We start from the raw sequence: 23,503 nt of genomic DNA, 5'->3' as shown, positions 1-23,503 counted from the left end.
TTTGCTTTGCAGGTAAATTTCAGGATTATATAAAATTGACCATTGACTCCCCAGGAATTCACAATTGACAATATAAAAATGAACAGTTTAAGATGAACATAATATTTAAAAAAGATACCTGGCAGGAAATTTATTATTCGTTGCGGAATAATAAGCTCCGGACGTTCCTTACCATGATCGGGGTAGGCTGGGGTATGTTTTTGTATGTAAGTTTGCTGGGCGCAGCAAAAGGAATGGAAAACGGTTTCGATAAACTGTTTTCCGGTTTTGCAACCAACTCCATTTTCCTTTGGGCACAGAACACGTCCATCCCGTATGAAGGTTTTCCTAAGGGCAGACAGGTGCATCTTCACCTTCCGGACATCGACATGCTGAAAAGGAAAATTCCGGACATCGACTATATTTCCCCTCAGAACTCACGAGGGAGCTTTACCGGAACGCCGGGGGAAGCCATGTCTAAAAACGGTAAAACGGGAACCTATTCCTTAACCGGGGATTATCCGATAGGAAATAAAATTTCTGAAAAGAAACTGATTTTCGGAAGGTACATCAACGATGCCGATGTTTCCGGAAATAAAAATGTTGCCGTGATCGGGGAAGAAATTTATAAGAACTTCTTCGACGCCAAAAAAAACGAGAACCCGCTGGGGAAATCCATCAACATCAAAGGGATCTTTTTTAACGTCATCGGGGTTTTCCGGGTGAAGAAAGGCGGCGGTTTCGAAAATGACCAGACGGTTTTTATTCCGCTTTCCACTTATACGAAAATGTACAATGCCGCAGACCAGATCGATATGTTTGCCATCGTAAGCAAACCGAATGTAGATGTGAATTCCGTGGAGCAAAAAGTAAAGCTTGAACTGAAAGCCCAGAATAAAGTTTCACCGGAAGATACCAATGCGTTCGGAAGCTTCAATTTGGGAAAAGAATTTAAAAAACTTACCGGATTTCTGACGGGAATGCAGCTTTTGACCATTATCGTAGGAACCTTAACCATCCTTGCCGGAGTTATTGCCATTTCCAACATCCTGCTGATCACGGTGAAGGAAAGAACCAAAGAAATCGGGATCCGGAGAGCATTAGGCGCAAAGCCTTCCGAAGTAAGGAACCAGATCCTGCTGGAAAGTGTGGTCATTACGCTTTCATCGGGCCTGCTCGGCTTTATCTTCGGGATTTTTGTGCTGATGATTCTGGATATCGCCACCAAGGGCCAGGACTCGTTTCCGTTCTACAACCCGACCGTAAACTACGGGAATGTGTTTGCCGCGATGTCGGTCATGGTAATCCTGGGACTCATCATCGGGCTGATCCCGGCGCAGAGAGCTGTAAAAATCAGACCGATCGAAGCATTGAGAACCGAATAACTGAATAAATTTAATTTAACAGAAAAAATAAACTATACAATGAAAAAGAAATTCACCTGGAAAAAAGCCGTTTATATTGTCCTGGGGCTTTTGTTTGCCGTGGCCCTATTCGCAGGAATCGTGTACCTGGTAAAATCCAATTCAAAGGAAGATGAAGCGTTCCTTACCCGAAAGCCTACCGTTCAGAATATGGACGACAAAGTAATGGCCACGGGAAAAATTGTTCCCAAAGAAGAAATCGAAATCAAACCGAATATCGCAGGGATCATCGATAAAATCCTGGTGGATGAAGGCGACCGGGTAGAAGTCGGGCAGCTGATTGCCACCGTACGGATTGTTCCCAATCTTTCCGAAGTGAACAATGCGCAGCAGAACGTAACCAACCAGCAGCTTCAGATCAGCAATGCCAAACTGAATGTCGACAACATGCGCAAGCAGTTCGACATGCAGGAAAGGCTTTATAAGCAGGGGGTAGCTTCCAAACAGGAATACCTGAATGCCCAGCAGCAGCTGTATTCTACGCAGCAGACGCTTAAAAATGCCCAGCAGCAACTGGTAACGGCACAAAAAGCTTTACAGATCGCCAGAACGGGGTCTACACCGGAACTGCAGGGGCTGGCAACGACCCAGATCCGCTCCAAAGCGTCAGGGACGGTTCTTGAAGTGCCGGTAAAAGTGGGAAGCCAGGTGATCGAGGCAAACTCGTTCAATGCCGGAACCACCATCTGCTCGATTGCCGACCTGAATTCACTCATCTTCCAGGGAGAGATTGATGAAGCCCAGGCCGGAAAGCTGAAACAGGGAATGGATATGAACATCGTGATCGGTGCCCTTCAGAACAAGACATTTCCCGGAAGGCTGACGATGATCGCCCCGAAAGGGAAAGACAACAACGGAACCATCAAATTCCCGGTGGAAGGAGACGTCTTCAACCCGAACAACGAATATATCAGAGCCGGGTTTTCGGCCAATGGTGAAATTGTCCTGAATTCCCAGAAAAATGCACTGTTGCTGGACGAATCTCTGATCCAGTATGAAAAGAAAAACGGCAAGGACGTCCCTTTCGTTGAGGTAAAACAGAAAGACGGCAGGTTCAAAAAGGCGTATGTGAAGTTAGGCGCAAGCGACGGCATCAATGTTCAGATCCTGGCAGGGCTTGATAAAAACGCAGAGGTGAAAGTATGGAATCCTTCCGATAAAGACAAAGAAGAATTAAAAGACAAAGCGAAAAAATAGTAAACAATCACTATACATTTCTTTAAACATGGTCCCGGGATTTCCCGGGATTTTTTAATTTCAGCCGAAAGTTTTTTGGAGCTGTTTCCTGCTTTCCACTGTATCTTTTTTGTCACAGCCGCGCTGTTCCCGCCGCAACAAAAAAGGATGCCGTTGCAATCAGGGCTAAGACAAAAGCCGTTCCTTACACCTGACAGGGAAACTTCCGGTATCCGGTCCGGACTCTGATCTTTTAAAAATTATTAATGAAACAATGTTGCATTAATTAAAAATTGTTTTACCTTTGACGGAAATAAACGGTGCAGTACTTGTACTGGAACCCTCAATAATAAACAGTTATGGAAAACAATTTTGATGTCATCATTATAGGAGGAAGCTACGCGGGGCTATCGGCAGGAATGTCTTTAGGAAGATCGCTCAGAAAAGTTTTAATCATAGACAGCGGAACGCCCTGCAACCGGCAGACCCCGCATTCACACAATTTTCTGACGCATGACGGAAAAACCCCGAAAGAAATTTCTGATCTTGCTAAGGAGCAGGTCTTGCAGTATAAAACCGTGAAATTTTATAACGGATTGGTAAAACAGGTATCTAAGCACCCGGAAAATTTTGAAGTACGGACCGAAAGTAATGATACATTCGTCGCTAAAAAAATAATCCTGGCATCCGGCGTAAAAGATGTTATGCCGGATATTCCCGGGTTTGCCGAATGCTGGGGAATCTCGGTAATCCATTGTCCTTATTGCCACGGGTATGAAGTTCATGGCAAGGTTACCGGGATTATGTCTAACGGGGATATGGGTTTCGAATTTTCTAAAATCGTTTATAATCTAACCAAAGAACTTACCCTTTTCACCAATGGCATCTCAACACTGAATAGTGAGCAAACCGCGGGATTCGGCAGAAACAAAATTGGGATTACAGAAACGGAGATCGAAAGAATTGATCATGAGAACGGGCAGATCCGCAAGGTTATTCTCAAAGGTGGAGAAGAAATTCCTCTGGATGCCTTGTATGCCAAGATCCCCTTTAAGCAAAATATCAATGTCGAAAATCTGGGGCTGGAGCTTACAGAACATGGACACCTTAAAATAGACCATTTCCATAAAACCAATGTGGAAGGCGTTTTCGCCTGCGGGGACAATACCACCATGATGCGTGCCGTAGCTAATGCGGTAGCCCAGGGTAATTTAACCGGAGCTGTTGTAAACGGAGAACTCGCTGATGAAAGTTTTTAAAAATTCATCTTTAAATTTATTTTATTGCCTCCCGGGTGTCCGGGACGTTTTTTTTGAAAAACTTGGCTCATAATGAATATTTATCGTAATATTGCGATATAGTTTTGGATATGGGTGCTACAAAGACAGATTTCTTTACCGAACGGCAGAACCGGATTGCTGTTATTGCAAAGGCATTGGGCCATCCCGCACGTATTGCTATTGTAGAATACCTGCTGAAAGTAAATGAATGTATCGGCGGAGATATCGTTAATGAACTTCCCCTGGCACAGCCTACCGTTTCCCAGCACCTCAGGGAACTGAAGAATGCCGGCCTGATCAAAGGGAATATTGAAGGCAATTCCGTTTGTTACTGTATTGATGAAAAAGCTTTTGAAGTACTTCATCTGTTTTTTTCGGAAGTGATTGCTACCGTAAAAAAGCAAAATTGCTGCTAAAAAAAATTTAGAACAGAATATCGTAATATTGCGATATTACAATTTAAAAATAGAAATAAGATGACTCTTGAACAGATTAAAAAAATCCTTCCTGAATTAAATGCCCTGAAATTTCAGCTGGAAGACGGAACTTTTGTTCCTGAACATTTCCACGTGACCGAAATCGGAAAGGTTACCAAAAATTTTATCGATTGCGGGGGCACCGTAAGAAATGAAGCGAAAGTAAATTTCCAGCTTTGGAATGCCGGCGATGAAGAGCACCGTCTGAAACCGGAAAAGCTTCTCGATATTATCTTCCTCTCTGAAGAAAAACTGGGAATGGGAGATCTCGGAATCGAAGTGGAATACCAGGGTATAACCATCGGAAAATACGATCTTGATTTTAACGGAAGGAATTTTGTCCTTAAAAATAAGCTGACTGCCTGTCTCGCCGAAGATTCGTGCGGAACACTGCCGCAGAAGCAAAAAGTTACCTTAAGTGAATTAACCGGACAGAATTCCGGATGTATCCCGGGCTCCGGATGTTGCTGATCTTATGAAATATTTTTTGCTCAAATACAAAAAGCCTGTCGTGATTACGGCATCCGTTGCTCTTTTACAGGTAATTTTCGGATTCGACCCTAAATTCTGTTTGATTAATCTCATTTGGTTACTTCTTTAAAATATGAAAAAGAAAATACTTGTTCTCTGCACCGGAAACAGCTGCAGAAGTCAGATGGCGGAAGGTTATCTGCGGTACTTTGCCGGGGATAAAGCCGAAGTGTACAGTGCAGGCATCGAAACCCACGGCCTGAATCCAAAAGCGGTTGCGATCATGAAAGAGGACAACCTGGATATTTCCAGCCACACGTCCAATCACATCAATGAATACAGATCTCTCGATTTTGATTTTGTGATAACCGTTTGTGATCATGCCCGGGAAAACTGTCCGTATTTTCCGGTAAAAGCAGAAACAGCCCATTACAATTTCCAGGATCCTGCAAAAGCTGAGGGAAGTGAAGAAGAAATTTTCTCCGCCTTTAGAAAGGCCCGTGAAGAAATAAAAAAATATTGTGAACATTTCATCAGAGAAAAAATTCTTATAGGCTGATCTGATCATTTTTAACACGAAAAAACCTAATTCCCCATGGCTCAATCTCGCCGGAAATTTCGTACTTTTGGCATGGAAAATTTCTAAAACTAAAAGTAAAATGGACATTATTTTCGACCTGATTGAAAAAGAAAGACAAAGACAGACTCATGGCATTGAGATGATTGCATCAGAAAACTTTGTTTCTGAAAATGTAATGAAAGCCGTGGGAAGCGTATTGACGAATAAATATGCCGAAGGATATCCCGGAAAAAGATATTACGGGGGATGTGAAGTGGTAGATGAGGTCGAAACCCTGGCAATCAGCAGAGCAAAAGAACTTTTCGGAATCGAGTATGCGAATGTTCAGCCTCATTCCGGTTCCCAGGCGAATGCAGCCATTTACCTTGCCGTTCTGAAACCCGGTGATAAAATCATGGGGATGGATCTTTCCATGGGAGGGCACCTTACGCATGGTTCAGCGGTGAACTTTTCAGGGATCCAGTACGATGTGGTTTCTTACGGCGTTCAGCAGGAAACCGGCCTTATCGATTACGATCAGATGAGGGAAGTGGCATTAAGAGAAAGACCGAAGATGCTTATTGCCGGTTTCTCCGCATATTCGAGGGATCTTGATTACGCAAAATTCAGGGAGGTTGCCGATGAGATCGGAGCTACCCTTTGGGCAGATATTGCCCACCCGGCAGGTCTTGTGGCCAAAGGACTTCTGAATAACCCTTTTGAACACTGCCATCTCGTAACAACCACGACCCATAAAACTTTAAGAGGTCCGAGAGGAGGAATGATCATGATGGGCAAAGATTTTGAAAATACCTACGGACATAAAACCCCTAAAGGCGAGACCAAAATGATGAGCCAGGTGCTTGACGGTGCCGTTTTCCCGGGAATCCAGGGCGGTCCGCTGGAGCACGTTATTGCAGGGAAAGCCGTGGCGTTCGGCGAAGCGCTTGAAGATCATTTTATGACGTATGCCAAGCAGGTTCAGTCCAATGCGCAGACGCTGGCCAAAGCCATGATCGACAGAGGATTCGATATCGTGAGCGGCGGAACGGATAACCACCTGATGCTGGTAGACCTCCGGAATAAAAATGTAAACGGTAAAGAGACCGAGAAAGCATTGGTACTGGCAGACATCACCTGCAACAAAAACATGGTTCCTTTTGATGATAAGTCGCCGTTTACGACTTCCGGAATCCGTTTGGGTACCGCAGCCATTACCACAAGAGGATTGAAAGAAAACGATATGGATACCATCGCCGGATTTATTTCCGATGTGGTGGATAACATCAAAAACGACGAAGTAATTGCTTCCGTGAGAAAGAAAGTCAATGAACTGATGGAGGGCAAGGCCTTATTCAATTATTAAAATTGCTTTTGACCGATGGTCATTTGCTTTTTGACGTTCAATATAAAAACAAAGAGAGGCTCAAAGTATTTTGTGCCTCTTTTTTGTAAACAACAATTTTGAATAAACCACGATCAAAATTACAGGTGAAGATGAATTCCGATAAAAAATTATATACATTCGAAGAAATAAAGCAGAAGCTGGCCAATTACTGCGTTTACCAGGACCGGTGCCATGCTGAGGTAGAGCAGAAAATGCGGGAGTTCGTTCTGATCCCTGAGGCAAAGGAAGAAATCCTTCTGTACCTGATGAAAGAAAACTATCTGAACGAAGAGCGGTTTACCAGAAGCTACATCCGGGGGAAATTCTATCTGAAGAACTGGGGGAAAATCAAAATTAAGATGCATCTGAAACAAAAAGGAATTCATGATAAGCTGATCTCCTCCTGCTTCGATGAAATTGATGAAAATGATTATGTAAAAATAGTCCGGAAGGTATATGAAAACTATAATGCTAAGTTGAAAGGCTTGAACGATCAGCAAAAAAAGTTAAAAACTGTTAAATATCTCATAAGCCGTGGTTTTGAATATGACGTAATTTTAGAGGTAAGTGATTGAAAATTAACATAGATGTAATTTTAACATTCATTAATATTATTTAGATTTGCCTCACGAAAAAATAATTACATGAATTTAAAATTACAAACGACATCAAAGATGCTTTATGCATTTCTGATGACTCTGTTCTCGGTGTGGGGATGGAGTCAGGGCAGCTTTTCGGTTGCTCCGGTTTTCTCAGAGGATTTTGGATCGATTATCGATGGAACAAATCTTACAACAACGAATACAGCATTTTCCTATGTCAGAGTCGGTACATCAACCGGTTCGGCAAGTATCAATAATGAAGTTGTAGCAAAGAATCCTTCCTCTTTTTCTTCTGGTAGCTCCGCTTTGATCGGAGCTAAAGGAGGGAGTATTACAACGGTTGACAAAACCGGGTTAACGTCTTTCAGAAGCGGTGCTTTCACGTTTAAATTTAGAACGCCAGCCTCTTTTGGCTCTGGCACTATAGTCGGTGCGGTAGGAACAGGATCCAGTTTTGGTACCAATAACGGATTTACCGGTGCTCAGCTGGCAGCAGCATTCCAGGTTACAGGAAGTTCTTTACAGATAAGATCAAACGGTGCCTGGTCTACGGTACAAACATTGGCTACCTCCAGTGATTACACGGTTACAATAGTTTTTAATAATTCTACAGCTGCTTTAACCTATGGTGACGGAAATTCATTACCTGTCAACAGAGCTGATATTTGGATAAACGGAATAAAATCTTCAACGTCATTCGTATCAGCGACCAACAATTTAGGAGTTGCTGCTTTCAGAATTTATACGAATACAACTGAATATGAGGTAGATGATATCACGGTTTACAATTCTGTTCCCGATGGTTCTACAACCTGGAATGGTTCAACCTGGTCCGGAGGAACTCCCAATTCTAGTGTGAATGCTATTGTCACGGGTAATTACACCACCTCTTCTACAACTCCTGGTTTCACTGCTAAGAATATCACCATTAAAAACGGGGGATCTCTTGAAATAGCAGATACATATACCATTACAGGTACAGAAGTCGTGGTAGAGGATGGCGGTAATCTTATCCAAAGGGATGGTTCTACGCTTGCCTCTACTAATTTTAAGGCCTTGAGAAACAGTGCAAGCGTTGCAAACAAATATGTCTTCTGGTCTTCACCGGTTGCCAATCAGAACTTATTTACCGCTTATTCCAACGGTTCTTCATCGACGGCTCCACTTTATGTAATGAGCTATGATCCGGCAACCAATTTATATCCAACAGTTGCGAATGACAATGCGAACTTCACCAACAATGCAGGAAAAGGTTATTCGGTAAAGGTTCCGGCTGCCAATGCAAGCCTGGTTTTCGGAGGCACTTCCCAGGTTCCTAACAACGGAACAATCAATACAGCGTTAAGCAATGCCGGAGACGGATATAACCTCATCGGTAACCCTTACCCTTCAAACATCAACTTAACCGATTTTTATACGGCCAACAATTCCACCATTGAATCAACTTTATGGTTCTGGGATAACACTACAGGAAATGTAACGACGCAGACCGGTAATACTTCCGTCAATGTAGGCTTTGCCACTTTCAATGCGCAGTCGGGAACCTGGACGGAAGCTCCGAATACCCAGTCTTACGGTTCTGCAGCACTGAATGCCTTAGGCAGCTTTGCCAAGATCGGACAAGGATTTATTGTAAAATCGATAAATGCTTCTCCTGCAACCTTTACGAATGCGATGCGTTCTTCAGCAGCAGCGGTGACCATGAATAAAAATGTAAATACCGCAGAAGGTAAATACTGGATTAAACTGACGACCTCTTACGGGAATACCTTTACTCAGGCAATTACTTACAACCTAGGTGCTTCTGATGCTTACGATGCTTACGATTCAAAAGCGATGGGAACGGGTTCTGATGCGTTCTACAGTCTGGCAGGTACTGAAAAGCTGGTTATTCAGGGTAGGGCCCCTTTCCAGATCAATGATGTGGTGCCTTTGGGTGACAAACACTTTGAAAACGGGGACTTTACCATTTCTTTAGCTCACAAAGAAGGTTTGTTTACCAACGGTCAACCGATCTATCTGCACGATAAGCAAAACGGAACCTATACCAATCTGCAGTCAGGAAATTATACGTTCACTGCCAATGCAGGAGATTTTACCAACCGGTTTGAAATCGTCTATAAACTCAATGTTTTATCTACCGGCGAAGCTGAAAAGGCATCCTTTGAAGTTTACAGGGATGGTGAAGACTTCGTAGTCAGAAATCATCATACCATTCAGTCGGTAGAAGTCTATGATGCTGCCGGAAGAAAAATCCAGCAAATTTCATCGAATTCCAAATCCGTAGTGGTAAAAATTCAGACCAGTGGGGTATATATCCTGAAAGCCGTTTCTGAAGGCAAATCATTCACTCAAAAAATAATTAAATAAAAATGAAAAAGATAATCATCCTGTTTTCACTGGTTATTTCCGGCTTTTCGCTGGCCCAATCGGATAACCCTTACATTTATAATCAACCTGAAACTTCCGAAATGCAGGAAGAAGGTACGCCTGCCGGACCGGGAGATCCTGGTGGTGCTCCAATAGATGAGTATATTCCTGCACTTTTTATTGTGGCAACGGTTTTGGCATTTGCCGCTTCCAATAGGAAAAAGCAGATTGGATAAAATTAAAGTATAAATATATCATATTCCCGGAGCATTTGTTCCGGGAATTTTTTATAATCCTGCAAAATAATTAATGTTAACCATTTCCGGTTTTGTGTAGAAATATATTTATTTAATAAAAGGTTATCGATAAAAAGTTTTCTTGCTAAAACTGATTTACATTTATTTTATATTTATCTGTTGATAATGAGTGTGGTAGGTATTAAAATGAGATAACATTAACATTTAATTTTTTTATAGTCATAATATTGTTAGATTTGCAAAATTAAATTAAACACCAAAATGCTGGATGAAAAAGCTCAATGATGCTTTTAATGTACTTTACAACGGAGATAATATTGTTAAGCTCACTGAGCTTAGATATATCCCTAGATGGTCAGTCATCGTGATTGACATTTCAATAGTATTGATATCCATTTTTTTTTCCCATTTTTTTCTTGAAAAGCTTCACGTAAGAATTAATTTTCCGCAATATATCCTGGAACAGAAAATCTTTCTGATTGGGATTAATATGCTGTTTATGTTTGTTTTTAAGACCTATGCAGGCATCATCAGGCATTCTACCTTTTTCGATTTTTTCAAAATTATTCTGTCATCAGGAAGTACGTTGGTTACTTTACTTATCATTAATTTTTTAATTGAAATCTGGCTGGGAAAATCTTTGTTTTTATATCCGTACCTGTTTCTTTATTTCTTCATCTCGGTAACGGTTATGTTTTTGTTCAGGATGTTTACCAAGCAGTTTTTCAATGTCCTGATCGATTTCAAAGGTTCCGCATCCAAGGTAAGGGTCGCCGTTATAGGGGTCGGAGATGCTTCGGTCTCTTTGGCAAGAGCGATTTTACATAATCCGAATTATCCTTATCGTTTACAAGGCTTTCTTACCAGAAGGTCAGATTCTCATAAAGCCTTGCTGTTAGGGCATAAAATTTATAATATTGATAAATTTTGTGAAAACAAACCTTTTATGAATCAGTTTGATGCGGTTCTGATCATTAAGGAAATCATGTCTAAACAGGAGCTTGAAGAGTGGATGACCTGTGCATTGGATAACGGACTGAAAGTACTGAAAGCACCTACTTTAAGCAAGATGCGTGATTCTGATCTGGTGGGCGGGATCCGGCAGTTACAGATCGAGGATCTTCTGAACCGAAGGCCCATAAAAATCGAGAACGAAGAAGTACGGAAAAGGCATGCTGAAAAGAATGTACTGATAACCGGCGGCGCAGGATCGATCGGCAGTGAAATCGTAAGACAGGTGGCTCAATTCAATCCTTCTTTAATTGTAGTCCTGGATCAGGCAGAATCGCCCTTGTATGAATTGGAACTGGAATTGTTGGAAAAATTCCCGAAACAAAAATTTAAATTTGTCCTGGCGGATATTTCGAACAGCTACCGGCTGGAAAAGATTTTTGAAGTCTATCAGTTTTCCATGGTTTACCATGCAGCAGCTTACAAGCATGTCCCTCTGATCGAAGAAAATCCGCATGAAGCGATTTTTGTTAATGTTTTAGGCACCAAAAACGTGGCAGTCCTTTCAAAAAAGTATAAGGTCAACCGTTTTGTCATGGTTTCAACGGATAAGGCCGTCAACCCAACCAACGTCATGGGGGCTTCCAAAAGAACGGCAGAACTTTTTGTGCAGTCTTTGCAGAATTCCGAAGGGAATATTACCAAATTCATTACCACCCGTTTCGGTAATGTTTTAGGATCAAACGGCTCTGTGATTCCCCATTTTAAAAAACAGATTGAAAAAGGAGGTCCGGTAACGATCACCCACCCGGATATTATCCGGTACTTTATGACAATCCCCGAAGCCTGTGAGTTGGTTCTTCAGGCAGGGACCATGGGTGGAGGCGGAGAGATCTATGTGTTCGATATGGGGGAGCCGGTGAAAATTCTGGATCTGGCCAGAAGAATGATCAGACTTTCCGGATATACCCCGGATGTCGACATCAAGATCAAGTTTATCGGCCTGAGACCCGGTGAAAAGTTATATGAAGAATTGCTGAGCAACAATGCAACGACCATTCCTACCCATCATGAGAAAATCATGATTTCCAAAGATCCGTGTATGGTATTTGAAGAAATGGATCTTTTGTCCAATAAAATTATTAAATCAGCCGTCCGAAGGGATAAAGTACAGGTAGTGACGCTTCTGAAAGCGATTGTGCCTGAGTTCATCAGCAACAATTCTCAGTTTGAAGTCCTGGATAAGAAGACTGATTCGTTAGAGCAGAAAGAATGGTTAACGGGTGAACCGGATGCCGGTTGATAATCATCGATTTTTAATAGAACCAAAAACAAATTTTAATTAAAGAATAATAATCCTATTTTTGTGAAAAAATTACCAAAAATGAATTTTAAGAAATATATTATAGCGGGTGCATTAGGCTTGGCAGTATTTTCCTGTGCACCACGCCAGGAAATTACCTATATGAAGGATATCGAGAATATTGTTCTGGATAACTCGATTAAAAACAGCAGAAGCACTTTCCAGCCGGGCGATCAGTTGATCATTACGGTTACCGCAAAAGATATGGATGTGGTTAAACCTTTCAATCAGTCCTACTCATCAGGTACAACGACAACTCAATATACACTTCCCAGTTCAAATAATATTCCTCAGCAAATTCCGGTTTCAGGATCTACCTATATCGTGGATACTGACGGAAATATCACTTTTCCGCAGATCGGAACGGTAAGCACCAAAGGTGAAAATATTGAGACCCTTCGTTCAAAATTGATTGATCTTATTTCTGCTTATGTAAAAAATCCCATTGTCGATCTAAAACTGACTAATTTTAAAATTTCCGTCTTGGGCGAAGTGAATAAGCCCGGTCAGTATGTCATTCCTGACGGAGGAACCACTTTACTGGGCGCATTGGGCCTGGCAGGGGATGCGACGCCGTTCGGGATCAGAACAAATGTGTTGATTGTCAGGAATGTCGACGGGCAGATTACCAAAGAAAGAGTGGATCTGACCAGTGCCCAGTTTATCAATTCTCCGTATTATTATTTAAAACAAAATGATGTCATTTATGTTCAACCGAATGCCAACCGGGAAAAATCGGCGAGGGTTGACCCGAATACAGGATTGTATATTTCTGTGGCATCAGTAATCGCGTCATTAGTCATTGGCGTTTTAGCATTGACAAAAAATTAATATTTAACCAGTTACACCAAATCAGTGGATTACAGCAACAATCAAGACGAATTTCAGGAAGAAGATCTTAACATCAGAGAAATTATTAAACCGTATCTTTACCGTTGGTATTGGTTTATCATTGGTATCATTACTGCCACTATCATTGCATGGTTTTTTTTGAGGTATAGCATACCTGTTTACAGTACGGAATCTACTTTATTGATCAAAGAGGTTAAAAAATCAACCTCAGGCCAGCCGGAGATGTCCGTTATTTCGGAATTAGGTGGAATCGGAGGGATGGGAACCAATTCGGTTGATAATGAAATCGAGATCTTAAAGTCGAAAAAGCTGATGCTTTCCGTGGTCAGAGAGCTGTCGTTGGAAACCAATGTCTATTCCAAAGGAAAATTAAAAGAAACTGAGCTTTATAAAGACGATACCCCTTTTTTTGTGAGAGTGATCAGTGAGAAAAATAAAGGTGTTTATCCTACCAAAGAGGTTACAGCAAAAGTTGTCAGAGGTACTGTAGTTCTTGAATCCGAGAGTTTCAAAAAACCAATCCATACTCCTTTTAATAAAGCGGTATCATTGCCGTTCGGTGTGGTGATGTTTCAGAAAAATCCGGCATACAAAGTAACCAAACCGGAAGATGTTTACAGGCTTCAGTTTATGTCTTCGATGGACAGGGCAAGATATTATCTGTCCAAATTAAATGTAAGTCTGGTACAGAAAGAAGCGACCGTATTAAAAATTGCCATTACCGATCCGGTTCCGGAAAAATCTGAAGATATTCTCAATCGTCTGGCTGTAAATTACAACCGGGAAGCCAATCTTGATAAAAATTCGGAAGCACAGAAAACGGCCAATTTTATTGATGAAAGAATTACCTTGATCAGTAAGGAGTTGGGAGATGTCGAGTCCCAGAAACAAAGCTTTAAAGTCCAGAACAATATAGCCGATATTCAGACCGAAGCGGAACTCTCTTTGAAAACTGCAGCTACAGGAAGAGAAAAGCAGATCGAAAATGAATCGCAGCTTGAATTGGTGAACAGTTTGTTAAACTCAATCAACAGACAGGGAAACTACCAGGTTTTGCCTTTGAATGTCGGGCTTTCCGATGCTGATGCTTCTTCCGATATCGGAAATTATAATCAGCTGGTCATTGAACGTAACCGTTTGTTAGAGAATTCTACAACGGCCAATCCACTCGTTCAGGACATTACTTCACAAATTAACAGCATAAGAAGTTCCATTGTCCAGAGTTTACAGAAAAGCAGATCGGCACTCCAAATTGCAAGAAATAACATTGTAGATGAACAGAACCGTCTGTCAGGAAGGATTTCAAAGATTCCCGTTCAGGAAAAATTATTCAGAAGCATTGAAAGGCAGCAGAACATTAAAGAGCAGCTTTATTTATTGTTATTACAGAAAAGAGAAGAAGCAGCGATATCACTAGCAATTGCCGCTCCAAAAGCAAGGATTGTAGATGATGCGCTGACAAATCCCACTCCGGTATCCCCTAAACGGATGATGATCTATTTGGCAGCATTAATTATAGGTCTGTTGATTCCTTTTGGGATTGTTTATCTGGCAGAATTATTCAATAATAAGATCAAATCTAAAAATGATCTGGAAAAGCTCGCAAAGGGAGTTACCGTTATTGGTGAATTACCTTCTCTGGAAAAAGGAGAGCAGGAAATCGTGCAGGTTAATGATTTGTCGCCTTTGGCTGAAGCCTTCAGGATATTGATCACCAATATTAATTTTATGTTGCCGAAAGGTAAAAAGGGCAATGTGATTTTTGTGACCTCTACCGTAAAGGGCGAAGGGAAGACCTTTACCTCAGTAAATTTGGCATTAACCCTCGCGACTCCACGTAAAAAAGTGATTATCATCGGTTCGGATATACGAAATCCGCAATTACAGAGATATAATGAGAGCAGAAGAGGGCTTGTCGGTTTATCTGAATTCATGTACGATAATGAAATGAAAGCCGGTGAAATTATCCATCCGACCTCATTTAACCCGCATTGTGATGTAATTTATTCAGGTGCCATTACTCCCAACCCTACCGAATTATTATCCAACGGAAGATATCATGAGCTCATCGAAAGTTTAAAAGCCAATTATGATTATATTCTTTTAGATACTGCACCACTGATGCTGGTTACGGATTCCTTCCTTATTGCCGATGTTGCCGATGTAACCGTTTATGTAGCACGTTCCGGCTACACCGAAAAAGAACTGGTTTCTTTTATCAATAAGCAGATTAAGGATAAAAAAATTAAAAATGTTGGCTTGGTACTCAATGATGTAGATAAGATGCATAGTGGCTACGGCTATAAATATGGTTATGGATATTCAGCTGATGCGAATCAACCGTTCTGGAAAAAACTATTCAGAAAATAAATTTCAAGTATTTAACTTCTGCACAAAAAAATAAGATGAAAAAAATAATGGATAGAAACCATAAAATTGCAGTTATCGGTCTAGGTTATGTAGGATTGCCATTGGCTAGGCTTTTTGCAACGCAATATCCTGTCGTGGGTTTCGATATCAACACGAAAAGGATCGAAGACCTGCAGAAAGGAATTGATACCACATTTGAAGTAGAAGACGGCATATTACAATCTGTCCTGTCAGAAGACAATCCGATTTTGACAGAGAGCAGCAATGGATTATTTTGTTCAGCATCCGTCAATGATGTGGCAGATGCGAATATTTATATTGTAACGGTTCCGACACCGGTAGATAAACACAACCGACCGGATCTGACTCCTCTTTACAAATCGAGTGAGACGGTTGGAAGGGTATTATCCAAAGGTGACATCGTTATTTATGAGTCAACGGTTTATCCCGGGGTTACCGAAGAAGAATGCGTTCCGGTTTTGGAAAAAATCTCAGGGTTAACATTTAATGAAGATTTTTTCGTAGGCTATTCTCCTGAAAGAATCAATCCGGGTGATAAAGAACATACGGTTGATAAAATATTAAAGGTAACTTCAGGTTCTACCCCTAAAATAGGAAGAGTGGTAGACGATTTATATAGATCTGTGATTACAGCAGGAACTCATTTGGCACCCACCATAAAAGTGGCCGAAGCATCGAAGGTCATTGAAAATTCCCAAAGGGATCTGAATATCGCTTTCATGAACGAACTTGCGAAGATTTTTTCCCTGATGGATATCGATACCCACGACGTGTTGGAAGCAGCCGGTACAAAATGGAATTTCCTGAAGTTCAAGCCCGGTTTGGTAGGTGGCCACTGCATTGGAGTTGATCCTTTTTATTTAGCACAGAAAGCGCAGGAGATTGGCTATTATTCCGAGTTAATTTTAGCAGCACGGCGATTGAATGATTCGATGGGAGCTTTTGTGGCAGCACAGGTGGTTAAGCTGATGATTAACAATGATATCAGGGTGAAGGGGTCGAGAATTCTGAATTTAGGAATTACTTTCAAAGAGAATTGTCCCGATATCAGAAATTCCAAAGCTATTGATGTAATCACTAATTTAGAAGAATATGGCGCCGAAGTAATCACTTTCGATCCTTGGGCAAATCGAAAGGAAGTAGCCGATGAATATGGAATTAACTGTTATTCTGAAATATCACTAAATGATTTGAAAGAGGATGAAAAATATGATGCGGTCATTCTGACCGTAGCTCATGATCAGTTTCTTAATCTTAATTTAAATCAGTTAGTGAAAGAAAAAGGTGTAAGTTATGATGTCAAAGGCGTGCTTTCAAAGGAGAATGTTGACAAAAGGCTATAATTAAAATGTATTAATACTAATTTCTGTAGAATTTTTAGAAGATCTGCAGGTTAAATATAAATAAAATGTTGGAACACGATACAAGGCCCTGGGGAGAATACTGGGTATTGGAAGATGCTGAAACCCATAAAATAAAGAGAATTTTAGTTAACCCGGGCGGAAGGCTTTCCCTACAGTATCATCATCACCGGGCTGAAGTCTGGACTTTGATATCAGGAATTGGTACTATTACCATCAATGATGAAATTAAAGATTATAAAGCGGGAGAAGTTGCACAAATCCCGTTGGGAGCACATCATCGTATGGAAAACAAAACGGGTGATCCGGTGATTTTTATAGAAGTACAATACGGAACTTACTTCGGTGAGGACGATATTGTAAGAGTGGAAGATGATTACAACAGAGCATGAAAATATATAATGTCATTTTATCGGGAGGGGTAGGAAGCCGGCTTTGGCCTCTTTCCCGTAAGCAACATCCGAAACAGTTTCTGAAATTATTTTCGGGTAAAGCTTTATTTGAATTAACGGCAGAACGGAATCAGAAGGTCGTGGATCAGATCATGGTGGTAGGTAATACGGATCATATCGAATGGAGCAGGCAACTGTTGAATGAGATTTCCATTCCCAAAACTTTCATTACAGAGACGGCGGCCCGGAACACAGCGGCGGCAATTGCCTTTGCAGCATTAGCTGTTGAACCGGACGACATCCTGATTATCACACCGTCTGATCATCTGATTCAAAATCAGGAGGCTTATGAGAAAGCCATAAAGGAAGCCGTTGAATTAGCAAAAAAAGATTTTCTGGTCACTTTCGGTGTCGTGCCTTCAAAACCGGAAACAGGCTATGGCTATATTGAATATGAAGGCAAAGATGTCCTTTCGTTCAGAGAAAAGCCCAATACGGAAACGGCTCAGGAATTTTTGGAAAGAGGTACCTTCCTCTGGAATTCAGGGATGTTCTGTTTTAAGGCAGGCGTACTTTTAGAAGAGCTGAAAAATTATCAGTCTGAAGTATTTGATAAATGTCATGAAGCGTGGAAGATCTCTGAAAATGAATGTTTAAATCTTGATGCTTCCCTTCAGATTCCTTCCATAAGTATAGACTATGCTGTAATGGAAAGATCAAAAAGGATAAAAGTGGTTCCTGCCCATTTCAGATGGAATGATCTGGGATCTTTCGAGTCTTTATACGATTATTTACGTTCAGCCGGTCATTCTGTTGATGAAAACGGAAATATGGTCATCGGAACGGAAATATTTACTGCTTTTGTAGGTCTTAAAGACTCTATTTTGGTCCATACCCCGGATGCCTTACTGATACTTCATAAGGAGAAATCTCAGGATGTAAAGAAAGTATACAACCAGCTTGAAAAATATAAATCTACATTAAGATAATTAAATCGGAAAAAAAATGATTTCAAAGGAATCTAAAATATACATTGCAGGACATCGTGGTATGGTAGGATCTGCAATCTGGAGACAGCTGTCAGAACAGGGATATACGAATCTGATAGGTTTATCCAGCAGTGAGCTTGATCTGAAAGATCAAAAAGCGGTTGCCACGTTTTTTGAAACTGAAAAGCCTGATGTGGTGATCGATGCAGCAGCAAAAGTCGGAGGTATTTTAGCCAACAATTCTTATCCTTACCAGTTTCTCATGGAAAATATGCAGATTCAGAATAATCTGATTGATGCTTCATTGAAAAATGATGTTGAAAAGTTTATTTTCCTTGGATCGTCGTGTATTTATCCTAAATTAGCACCACAGCCTTTAAAAGAAGATTACTTGCTAACTAATTCTTTGGAGCCGACAAACGAATGGTATGCAGTGGCAAAGATTACCGGCATAAAGGCCGTTGAATCCATCCGGAAACAATTTGGAAAAGACTATGTGTCATTGATGCCGACCAACTTATATGGTACTCATGATAACTTTGACCTGAATACGTCCCATGTTCTGCCTGCCATGATCAGAAAATTTCACGAAGCAAAAGAAAATGGGCATGCACCCGTAACATTATGGGGTTCAGGAACTCCTATGAGAGAGTTTCTTTTTGTAGATGATATGGCAGCTTCTGTAATTTTTGCTTTAGAAAACAGGCTTCCGGAGCATTTATATAATGTAGGAACCGGAGTAGATTTAACGATTAAAGAATTAGCAGAATTGATTCAGAAAGTAACAGGACATACCGGGGAAATTCTTTGGGATTCAGAAAAACCTGATGGTACTCCGAGAAAATTAATGGATGTATCAAAAATGCATGAATTAGGCTGGAAGCATAAAGTGGACCTTGAGAATGGAATTGCAAGAACTTATCAATGGTTTTTAGAAAATATTAATAATTTTAAAGAAATGAAAATGTCTTAATTCATTAACTGAGACATATCTCTAATATATAAAACAACACATCATATAGATGAAAACAGCGTTAATAACAGGAGTTACAGGACAGGACGGTTCATATTTAGCAGAATTACTTTTAGAAAAAGGGTATAAAGTTCACGGTATTAAAAGAAGAGCTTCTTCATTCAATACGCAGAGAATTGACCATTTATACCAGGATCAGCATGAGCAGAATGTAAATTTTACATTGCATTATGGTGATTTGACGGATTCTATGAATGTGATTAGAATCATTCAGGAAGTACAACCGGATGAGATTTACAATTTGGGAGCCATGTCCCACGTAAAGGTATCATTTGATTCACCGGAATATGTAGCAAATGTCGACGGAATAGGAACCTTAAGAATTCTTGAAGCTGTTCGTATTCTTGGGTTAGAAAAGAAAACCAGAATTTATCAGGCTTCTACCTCTGAGCTCTATGGTGGTTTACCGGAAAATAAAAATGAAAAAGGTTTTTATGATGAAAATTCTCCTTTTTATCCGCGTTCACCTTACGGGGCTGCAAAAATTTACGGTTTCTGGATTACCAAAAACTATCGTGAAGCGTATGGAATGTTTGCCTGCAACGGGATTTTGTTTAATCACGAATCTCCGAGAAGAGGAGAGACCTTTGTTACCCGTAAAATTACGATGGCTACAGCTGCCATTGCCAAAGGTAAGCAGGAATGTTTATATTTAGGAAATTTAAATGCATTGCGTGACTGGGGGCATGCGAAAGATTATGTAGAAGCAATGTGGAGAATACTTCAGCAGGAAAAACCAGAAGATTTTGTCATTGCGATGGGAGAAACTACTTCAGTAAGAGATTTTGTGAGAATGGCGTTCGGTGAAATTGGAGTTGAACTGGCTTTTGAAGGAGAAAATGAAAGTGAAGTAGCGAAAGTAGTAGCATGTAATAATCCGTTATACCAGTTGGAAATTGGGAAAACTGTAGTTTCTGTAGATCCGGAATATTACCGTCCTACTGAAGTTGATCTTTTGATTGGTGATCCTACAAAATCGAAAACGCAGTTAGGATGGGTGCCTCAATATGACTTAGCTGGATTGGTGAGAGAGATGGTGGAGAGTGATTTGAAACTATAGTTATATATATTTATCATGCTTTTGAAAATAAAAGATGTACTAAGAGGAAATAAAAAAATAATTGAAAATTTTTCATTTCTAACTTTTGTTCAAATTTTCACATTGATTTCTCCATTGCTTACTTATCCCTATCTAATCAGAATTGTTGGACTCGAATTATATGGAGTAATTGTTTTCGCTCAATCAATAGTAGGATACATAAGTTTGTTTGTAAATTTTGGTTTTGGTACTTCTGGTCCAAGGGATGTTGCTATACTAAAAGAAAATCATGAAAAGCTTTCGGAGTATGTTTCGTCGGTTTTTATCTTGAAGTTTATTTTTTGGATAATATGTTTTTTAGTATATTTTTTGACGATTACATTAGTACCATATTTTCAGGATCATTTATTAATATATTATATTACCTTTTTTATTAGTCTAGGCGATTTATTTTTTCCTATTTGGTTTTTTCAGGGTATAGAAAAAATGAAATACATTACATTTATAAACATTATAGTTAAAATTATATTTGTAATCGGCGTATTTATATTTGTAAAGGAACAATTCGATTACATTAATATTGTGATACTAAACTTTTTAGGTGCATTAATTAGTGGGTTATTAGGATGTATTATGGTTTTTAGGTACGAAAAAATTAAATTTATTATTGTATCAAGAGAAATTCTGGCTAAGGAATTTAAAACAAATTCTTCTCTTTTTATATCAACAGTGTCGATACAGCTTTATATGAATTTTAATAAAATGATCATAGGTAGCTTTTTGGGAATGAAAGAAATAGCAATTTATGATTTAGGTGAGAAGATTGTAACACTATTAAAGACTCCATTATTCATGTTCAATCAAGCTGTTTTTCCTAAAATATCTCGTGAAAAATCTATTCAGTTTATAAATAAATCTATGTTGTTAGTCTTAGGTTTTATTATTTTGATCTATCTAAATGTATTTATATTTTCTGAAGAAATTGTGCAATTTTTTATAGGGAAAATAAATCAAGAAGCTATTATTATTACTAGAATTTTAGGAGTTTCTCTTGTTTTCATGACTATTAGTATGTTTTTAGGAGGTTTAAGATTAATCCCTTTTGGATATAATAAGGAATACATGAAGGCTATGCTATTCAATGGTATTGTATATTGTGTCATAATTTCAATATTATATATCTTTAAAAGTATAAATTTATATAGTTTAACAATTGGATACGTTTTAGTAGAAATTTTATGCTGTATTTATTTATTTTTTGTTAATAAAAAACTTCGGTTATTATAAATCTTTTTAGTTATGAACTTACCAATTTTATCGATTATTGTTCCAATTTATAACGTAGAAATGTATTTGAAAGAATGCATTGACAGTATTTTAAATCAAGATTTTAATGATTTTGAGCTTATATTGGTTAATGATGGCTCACCAGATAATTGCGGTGAAATTTGTGATAATTATGCACTCTTAGATAATAGAATAAAAGTTATTCATAAAGTTAACGGAGGTCTCAGTAGTGCACGTAACTCAGGGATAGAAATTGCTAGAGGAGAATACCTATCTTTTATTGATAGTGATGATTTCATCTCAGAAGATTACTACTTAAAAAATATGGAATATCTCAATGAAAATAACGATGTAGATATGCTTGTTCTACAAGTTTGCCATTATGACGGTAATAAAAACAGAATTGTTAAAAATATACCTCAATTATTACAGGATAAGGATAGTATTTTTAATTATTTGCTTTCAATGAATTATATTGGTGCTGCATGGTTAAACATTTATAAAAAAAAAATTTTTAATACTATTCGTTATCCAGAAGGGTCTATTTATGAAGATGGTTATATTTTACCAGATATTATACAATCAATTAAAAAATTGTATTTATCAAATGTTGGAATTTATTATTATAGAAATAGAGAAAATTCAATAATGACAAAGAAAAAATCATTAGGTAACTGGAACGATATTTTAAAGACACATAAAAAACAGTTGGATTTTTGTTACAGTTTAAATGATAATAAACAATTATTTTTAGAAAAATATATTGTATGTCATTTGGCAATTATTTATGCTTCATTAGAGTTTTCAAGTGCTGATTTTAATGAATTTATAGTAAAGTTTGAAAATTATGACTATACATTATCCCATTTGTTGCGAAGTAAGATGTCAAGTAGAAATATTGTAAAACTTTACTTATTAAAGAAGTTAGGCTTTAAGAATATCATTACATTATATAAGATCTTGAAGTAATTATGAAAATTCTTGGAATAGTCGTTTGTTATTATCCAAATGTCGAAGAACTTTGTTATAATATAAATCAATATGTTGACTACGTTGATAAACTAATAATTTGGAAAAATTCACCTATCATAGAATCTGAAATTTCCCCATTTGCAAATAACAATTTTAATTCTAAGATAATATTTATGGGTAATGAAGATAATGAAGGGATTGCTCATCCATTAAATATTGCTCGGGAAATGTTGCTCTCAGGAAATGAAAAATTCACTCATTTGTTAACAATGGATCAGGATAGTATATGGGAAAATTTCGAATATTATAAAGAACAAATTCTTGAATTTAATCAAGACTTAATTTTTAGTCCAAATATTAATCGTGAATTAAACTCTGTAAACCCATTTACAATCGTTAATATGTGTATTACTTCGGGAGCTGTATTTAGTAAATATACACTTATCAAAATCGGATTATTTAATGAAACATATAGCGTTGATTGTGTAGATTATGCATTTAGTTTTGAAGCGAAAAAGAATAGTATTAATATAATAAAGATAAATTGTGCCAGCATGAAACAAAACTATGGAGTTTTAGTAAATTCCAAGTTTTTTGGCTTTAATATTCAAAATAATAGTTATTCAGCTAAAAGATTATATTTTTTGGCTAGAAATTGTATCCTATTGTGGCGCGATTATCCAAAAGAGGTTGATGCTGATTTTAAGAAAATTATACTTAAATCTTATATTTTCGGTAAAGCGGTTAAAATATTATTACTTGAAAAAGATAAATTTTCAAAAATTTTTTCAATCTTTTTGGGTTTTTTTGCAGGAATAGTAAACAATAGGACAAAAAGATACTGATGTAATTAATTATATTTAATGTGGTTTTAATTTAGTAAATTATATTT

Annotated in this window: 21 protein-coding genes; all 21 read left to right on the top strand. The window is 38.6% G+C overall.

What is annotated here, in order from left to right:
* Positions 1 to 92 precede the first annotated feature (92 nt).
* The 21 genes from CHA01nite_RS09680 to CHA01nite_RS09580 all read left to right on the top strand — a co-directional run bounded on the left by CHA01nite_RS09680 (position 93) and on the right by CHA01nite_RS09580 (position 23,456).
* Positions 93 to 1,364, top strand: a complete 1,272-nt coding sequence (locus tag CHA01nite_RS09680; RefSeq protein WP_146941114.1) for an ABC transporter permease — start codon at positions 93 to 95, stop codon at positions 1,362 to 1,364.
* Positions 1,365 to 1,403: 39 nt separating this feature from the next.
* Positions 1,404 to 2,600, top strand: coding sequence for an efflux RND transporter periplasmic adaptor subunit (locus tag CHA01nite_RS09675; RefSeq protein WP_146941113.1), 1,197 nt, complete (start codon positions 1,404 to 1,406; stop codon positions 2,598 to 2,600).
* A gap of 338 nt (positions 2,601 to 2,938) precedes the next feature.
* A complete protein-coding gene (locus CHA01nite_RS09670; protein ID WP_146941112.1) occupies positions 2,939 to 3,838 on the top strand; it encodes an NAD(P)/FAD-dependent oxidoreductase in 900 nt (299 codons plus the stop codon).
* Between the two features lie 110 nt (positions 3,839 to 3,948).
* On the top strand, positions 3,949 to 4,275 hold the full coding sequence (locus CHA01nite_RS09665) for an ArsR/SmtB family transcription factor (protein ID WP_146941111.1): 327 nt from the start codon (positions 3,949 to 3,951) through the stop codon (positions 4,273 to 4,275).
* A gap of 60 nt (positions 4,276 to 4,335) precedes the next feature.
* Positions 4,336 to 4,806 carry a DUF6428 family protein gene (locus tag CHA01nite_RS09660; protein WP_146941110.1) on the top strand — a complete coding sequence of 157 codons (471 nt, stop codon included), beginning with the start codon at positions 4,336 to 4,338 and terminating at the stop codon, positions 4,804 to 4,806.
* Between the two features lie 133 nt (positions 4,807 to 4,939).
* Positions 4,940 to 5,365 (top strand): arsenate reductase ArsC, encoded by a 426-nt coding sequence (locus CHA01nite_RS09655; RefSeq protein ID WP_146941109.1) that lies wholly within the window; start codon positions 4,940 to 4,942, stop codon positions 5,363 to 5,365.
* A gap of 100 nt (positions 5,366 to 5,465) precedes the next feature.
* Positions 5,466 to 6,731, top strand: coding sequence for a serine hydroxymethyltransferase (gene glyA, locus CHA01nite_RS09650; protein ID WP_146941108.1), 1,266 nt, complete (start codon positions 5,466 to 5,468; stop codon positions 6,729 to 6,731).
* 131 nt (positions 6,732 to 6,862) lie between these two features.
* Positions 6,863 to 7,327: a regulatory protein RecX gene (locus tag CHA01nite_RS09645; RefSeq protein ID WP_146941107.1), complete on the top strand. Its 465-nt coding sequence runs from the start codon at positions 6,863 to 6,865 to the stop codon at positions 7,325 to 7,327.
* A 69-nt stretch (positions 7,328 to 7,396) separates the two neighbouring features.
* Complete coding sequence (locus CHA01nite_RS09640) at positions 7,397 to 9,724, top strand: T9SS type A sorting domain-containing protein (RefSeq protein ID WP_146941106.1); 2,328 nt, start codon at positions 7,397 to 7,399, stop codon at positions 9,722 to 9,724.
* Positions 9,725 to 9,726: 2 nt separating this feature from the next.
* On the top strand, positions 9,727 to 9,960 hold the full coding sequence (locus CHA01nite_RS09635; RefSeq protein ID WP_146941105.1) for a hypothetical protein: 234 nt from the start codon (positions 9,727 to 9,729) through the stop codon (positions 9,958 to 9,960).
* A gap of 289 nt (positions 9,961 to 10,249) precedes the next feature.
* Entirely contained in the window at positions 10,250 to 12,235 is a 1,986-nt protein-coding gene (locus CHA01nite_RS09630) for a nucleoside-diphosphate sugar epimerase/dehydratase (RefSeq protein WP_146941104.1), read from the top strand.
* An 81-nt stretch (positions 12,236 to 12,316) separates the two neighbouring features.
* On the top strand, positions 12,317 to 13,126 hold the full coding sequence (locus CHA01nite_RS09625) for a polysaccharide biosynthesis/export family protein (protein ID WP_146941103.1): 810 nt from the start codon (positions 12,317 to 12,319) through the stop codon (positions 13,124 to 13,126).
* Between the two features lie 24 nt (positions 13,127 to 13,150).
* Positions 13,151 to 15,517 (top strand): GumC family protein, encoded by a 2,367-nt coding sequence (locus tag CHA01nite_RS09620; protein WP_146941102.1) that lies wholly within the window; start codon positions 13,151 to 13,153, stop codon positions 15,515 to 15,517.
* Positions 15,518 to 15,564: 47 nt separating this feature from the next.
* Positions 15,565 to 16,881: a nucleotide sugar dehydrogenase gene (locus CHA01nite_RS09615; protein WP_146941184.1), complete on the top strand. Its 1,317-nt coding sequence runs from the start codon at positions 15,565 to 15,567 to the stop codon at positions 16,879 to 16,881.
* A gap of 68 nt (positions 16,882 to 16,949) precedes the next feature.
* Entirely contained in the window at positions 16,950 to 17,291 is a 342-nt protein-coding gene (locus CHA01nite_RS09610) for a phosphomannose isomerase type II C-terminal cupin domain (RefSeq protein ID WP_174771815.1), read from the top strand.
* The gene (locus tag CHA01nite_RS09605; protein ID WP_146941100.1) at positions 17,288 to 18,280 is read left to right on the top strand and encodes a mannose-1-phosphate guanylyltransferase; all 993 of its coding nucleotides are present in this window, start codon (positions 17,288 to 17,290) and stop codon (positions 18,278 to 18,280) included. The genes CHA01nite_RS09610 and CHA01nite_RS09605 overlap by 4 nt, the downstream gene beginning before the upstream one ends.
* A 19-nt stretch (positions 18,281 to 18,299) precedes the next feature.
* A complete protein-coding gene (locus CHA01nite_RS09600; RefSeq protein WP_146941183.1) occupies positions 18,300 to 19,253 on the top strand; it encodes a GDP-L-fucose synthase family protein in 954 nt (317 codons plus the stop codon).
* A gap of 49 nt (positions 19,254 to 19,302) precedes the next feature.
* On the top strand, positions 19,303 to 20,373 hold the full coding sequence (gene gmd / locus CHA01nite_RS09595; RefSeq protein WP_146941099.1) for a GDP-mannose 4,6-dehydratase: 1,071 nt from the start codon (positions 19,303 to 19,305) through the stop codon (positions 20,371 to 20,373).
* A gap of 15 nt (positions 20,374 to 20,388) precedes the next feature.
* Positions 20,389 to 21,639 (top strand): oligosaccharide flippase family protein, encoded by a 1,251-nt coding sequence (locus tag CHA01nite_RS09590; RefSeq protein WP_146941098.1) that lies wholly within the window; start codon positions 20,389 to 20,391, stop codon positions 21,637 to 21,639.
* A 12-nt stretch (positions 21,640 to 21,651) separates the two neighbouring features.
* Positions 21,652 to 22,608, top strand: coding sequence for a glycosyltransferase family 2 protein (locus CHA01nite_RS09585; RefSeq protein ID WP_146941097.1), 957 nt, complete (start codon positions 21,652 to 21,654; stop codon positions 22,606 to 22,608).
* Between the two features lie 2 nt (positions 22,609 to 22,610).
* Positions 22,611 to 23,456 (top strand): glycosyltransferase family protein, encoded by an 846-nt coding sequence (locus CHA01nite_RS09580; protein ID WP_146941096.1) that lies wholly within the window; start codon positions 22,611 to 22,613, stop codon positions 23,454 to 23,456.
* Positions 23,457 to 23,503 lie beyond the last annotated feature (47 nt).

The sequence above is a fragment of the Chryseobacterium hagamense genome (assembly GCF_007991455.1).
In the GTDB taxonomy this organism is placed as follows: Bacteria; Bacteroidota; Bacteroidia; order Flavobacteriales; family Weeksellaceae; genus Chryseobacterium; species Chryseobacterium hagamense.
The sequence above is the reverse complement of the archived record's forward strand: the minus strand, read 5'-3'. Positions and strand labels throughout refer to the sequence as shown.

Bases quoted from the DNA above. Each gene is read 5' to 3' on its own strand.
- CHA01nite_RS09670 (WP_146941112.1), top strand. From the start codon at position 2,939: ATGGAAAACAATTTTGATGTCATCATTATAGGAGGAAGCTACGCGGGG.
- CHA01nite_RS09675 (WP_146941113.1), top strand. From the start codon at position 1,404: ATGAAAAAGAAATTCACCTGGAAAAAAGCCGTTTATATTGTCCTGGGG.
- CHA01nite_RS09615 (WP_146941184.1), top strand. From the start codon at position 15,565: ATGGATAGAAACCATAAAATTGCAGTTATCGGTCTAGGTTATGTAGGA.
- CHA01nite_RS09590 (WP_146941098.1), top strand. From the start codon at position 20,389: ATGCTTTTGAAAATAAAAGATGTACTAAGAGGAAATAAAAAAATAATT.
- CHA01nite_RS09635 (WP_146941105.1), top strand. From the start codon at position 9,727: ATGAAAAAGATAATCATCCTGTTTTCACTGGTTATTTCCGGCTTTTCG.
- CHA01nite_RS09630 (WP_146941104.1), top strand. From the start codon at position 10,250: ATGAAAAAGCTCAATGATGCTTTTAATGTACTTTACAACGGAGATAAT.
- glyA (WP_146941108.1), top strand. From the start codon at position 5,466: ATGGACATTATTTTCGACCTGATTGAAAAAGAAAGACAAAGACAGACT.
- CHA01nite_RS09585 (WP_146941097.1), top strand. From the start codon at position 21,652: ATGAACTTACCAATTTTATCGATTATTGTTCCAATTTATAACGTAGAA.
- gmd (WP_146941099.1), top strand. From the start codon at position 19,303: ATGAAAACAGCGTTAATAACAGGAGTTACAGGACAGGACGGTTCATAT.
- CHA01nite_RS09660 (WP_146941110.1), top strand. From the start codon at position 4,336: ATGACTCTTGAACAGATTAAAAAAATCCTTCCTGAATTAAATGCCCTG.
- CHA01nite_RS09640 (WP_146941106.1), top strand. From the start codon at position 7,397: ATGAATTTAAAATTACAAACGACATCAAAGATGCTTTATGCATTTCTG.
- CHA01nite_RS09625 (WP_146941103.1), top strand. From the start codon at position 12,317: ATGAATTTTAAGAAATATATTATAGCGGGTGCATTAGGCTTGGCAGTA.
- CHA01nite_RS09580 (WP_146941096.1), top strand. From the start codon at position 22,611: ATGAAAATTCTTGGAATAGTCGTTTGTTATTATCCAAATGTCGAAGAA.
- CHA01nite_RS09655 (WP_146941109.1), top strand. From the start codon at position 4,940: ATGAAAAAGAAAATACTTGTTCTCTGCACCGGAAACAGCTGCAGAAGT.
- CHA01nite_RS09665 (WP_146941111.1), top strand. From the start codon at position 3,949: ATGGGTGCTACAAAGACAGATTTCTTTACCGAACGGCAGAACCGGATT.
- CHA01nite_RS09645 (WP_146941107.1), top strand. From the start codon at position 6,863: ATGAATTCCGATAAAAAATTATATACATTCGAAGAAATAAAGCAGAAG.
- CHA01nite_RS09605 (WP_146941100.1), top strand. From the start codon at position 17,288: ATGAAAATATATAATGTCATTTTATCGGGAGGGGTAGGAAGCCGGCTT.
- CHA01nite_RS09680 (WP_146941114.1), top strand. From the start codon at position 93: ATGAACATAATATTTAAAAAAGATACCTGGCAGGAAATTTATTATTCG.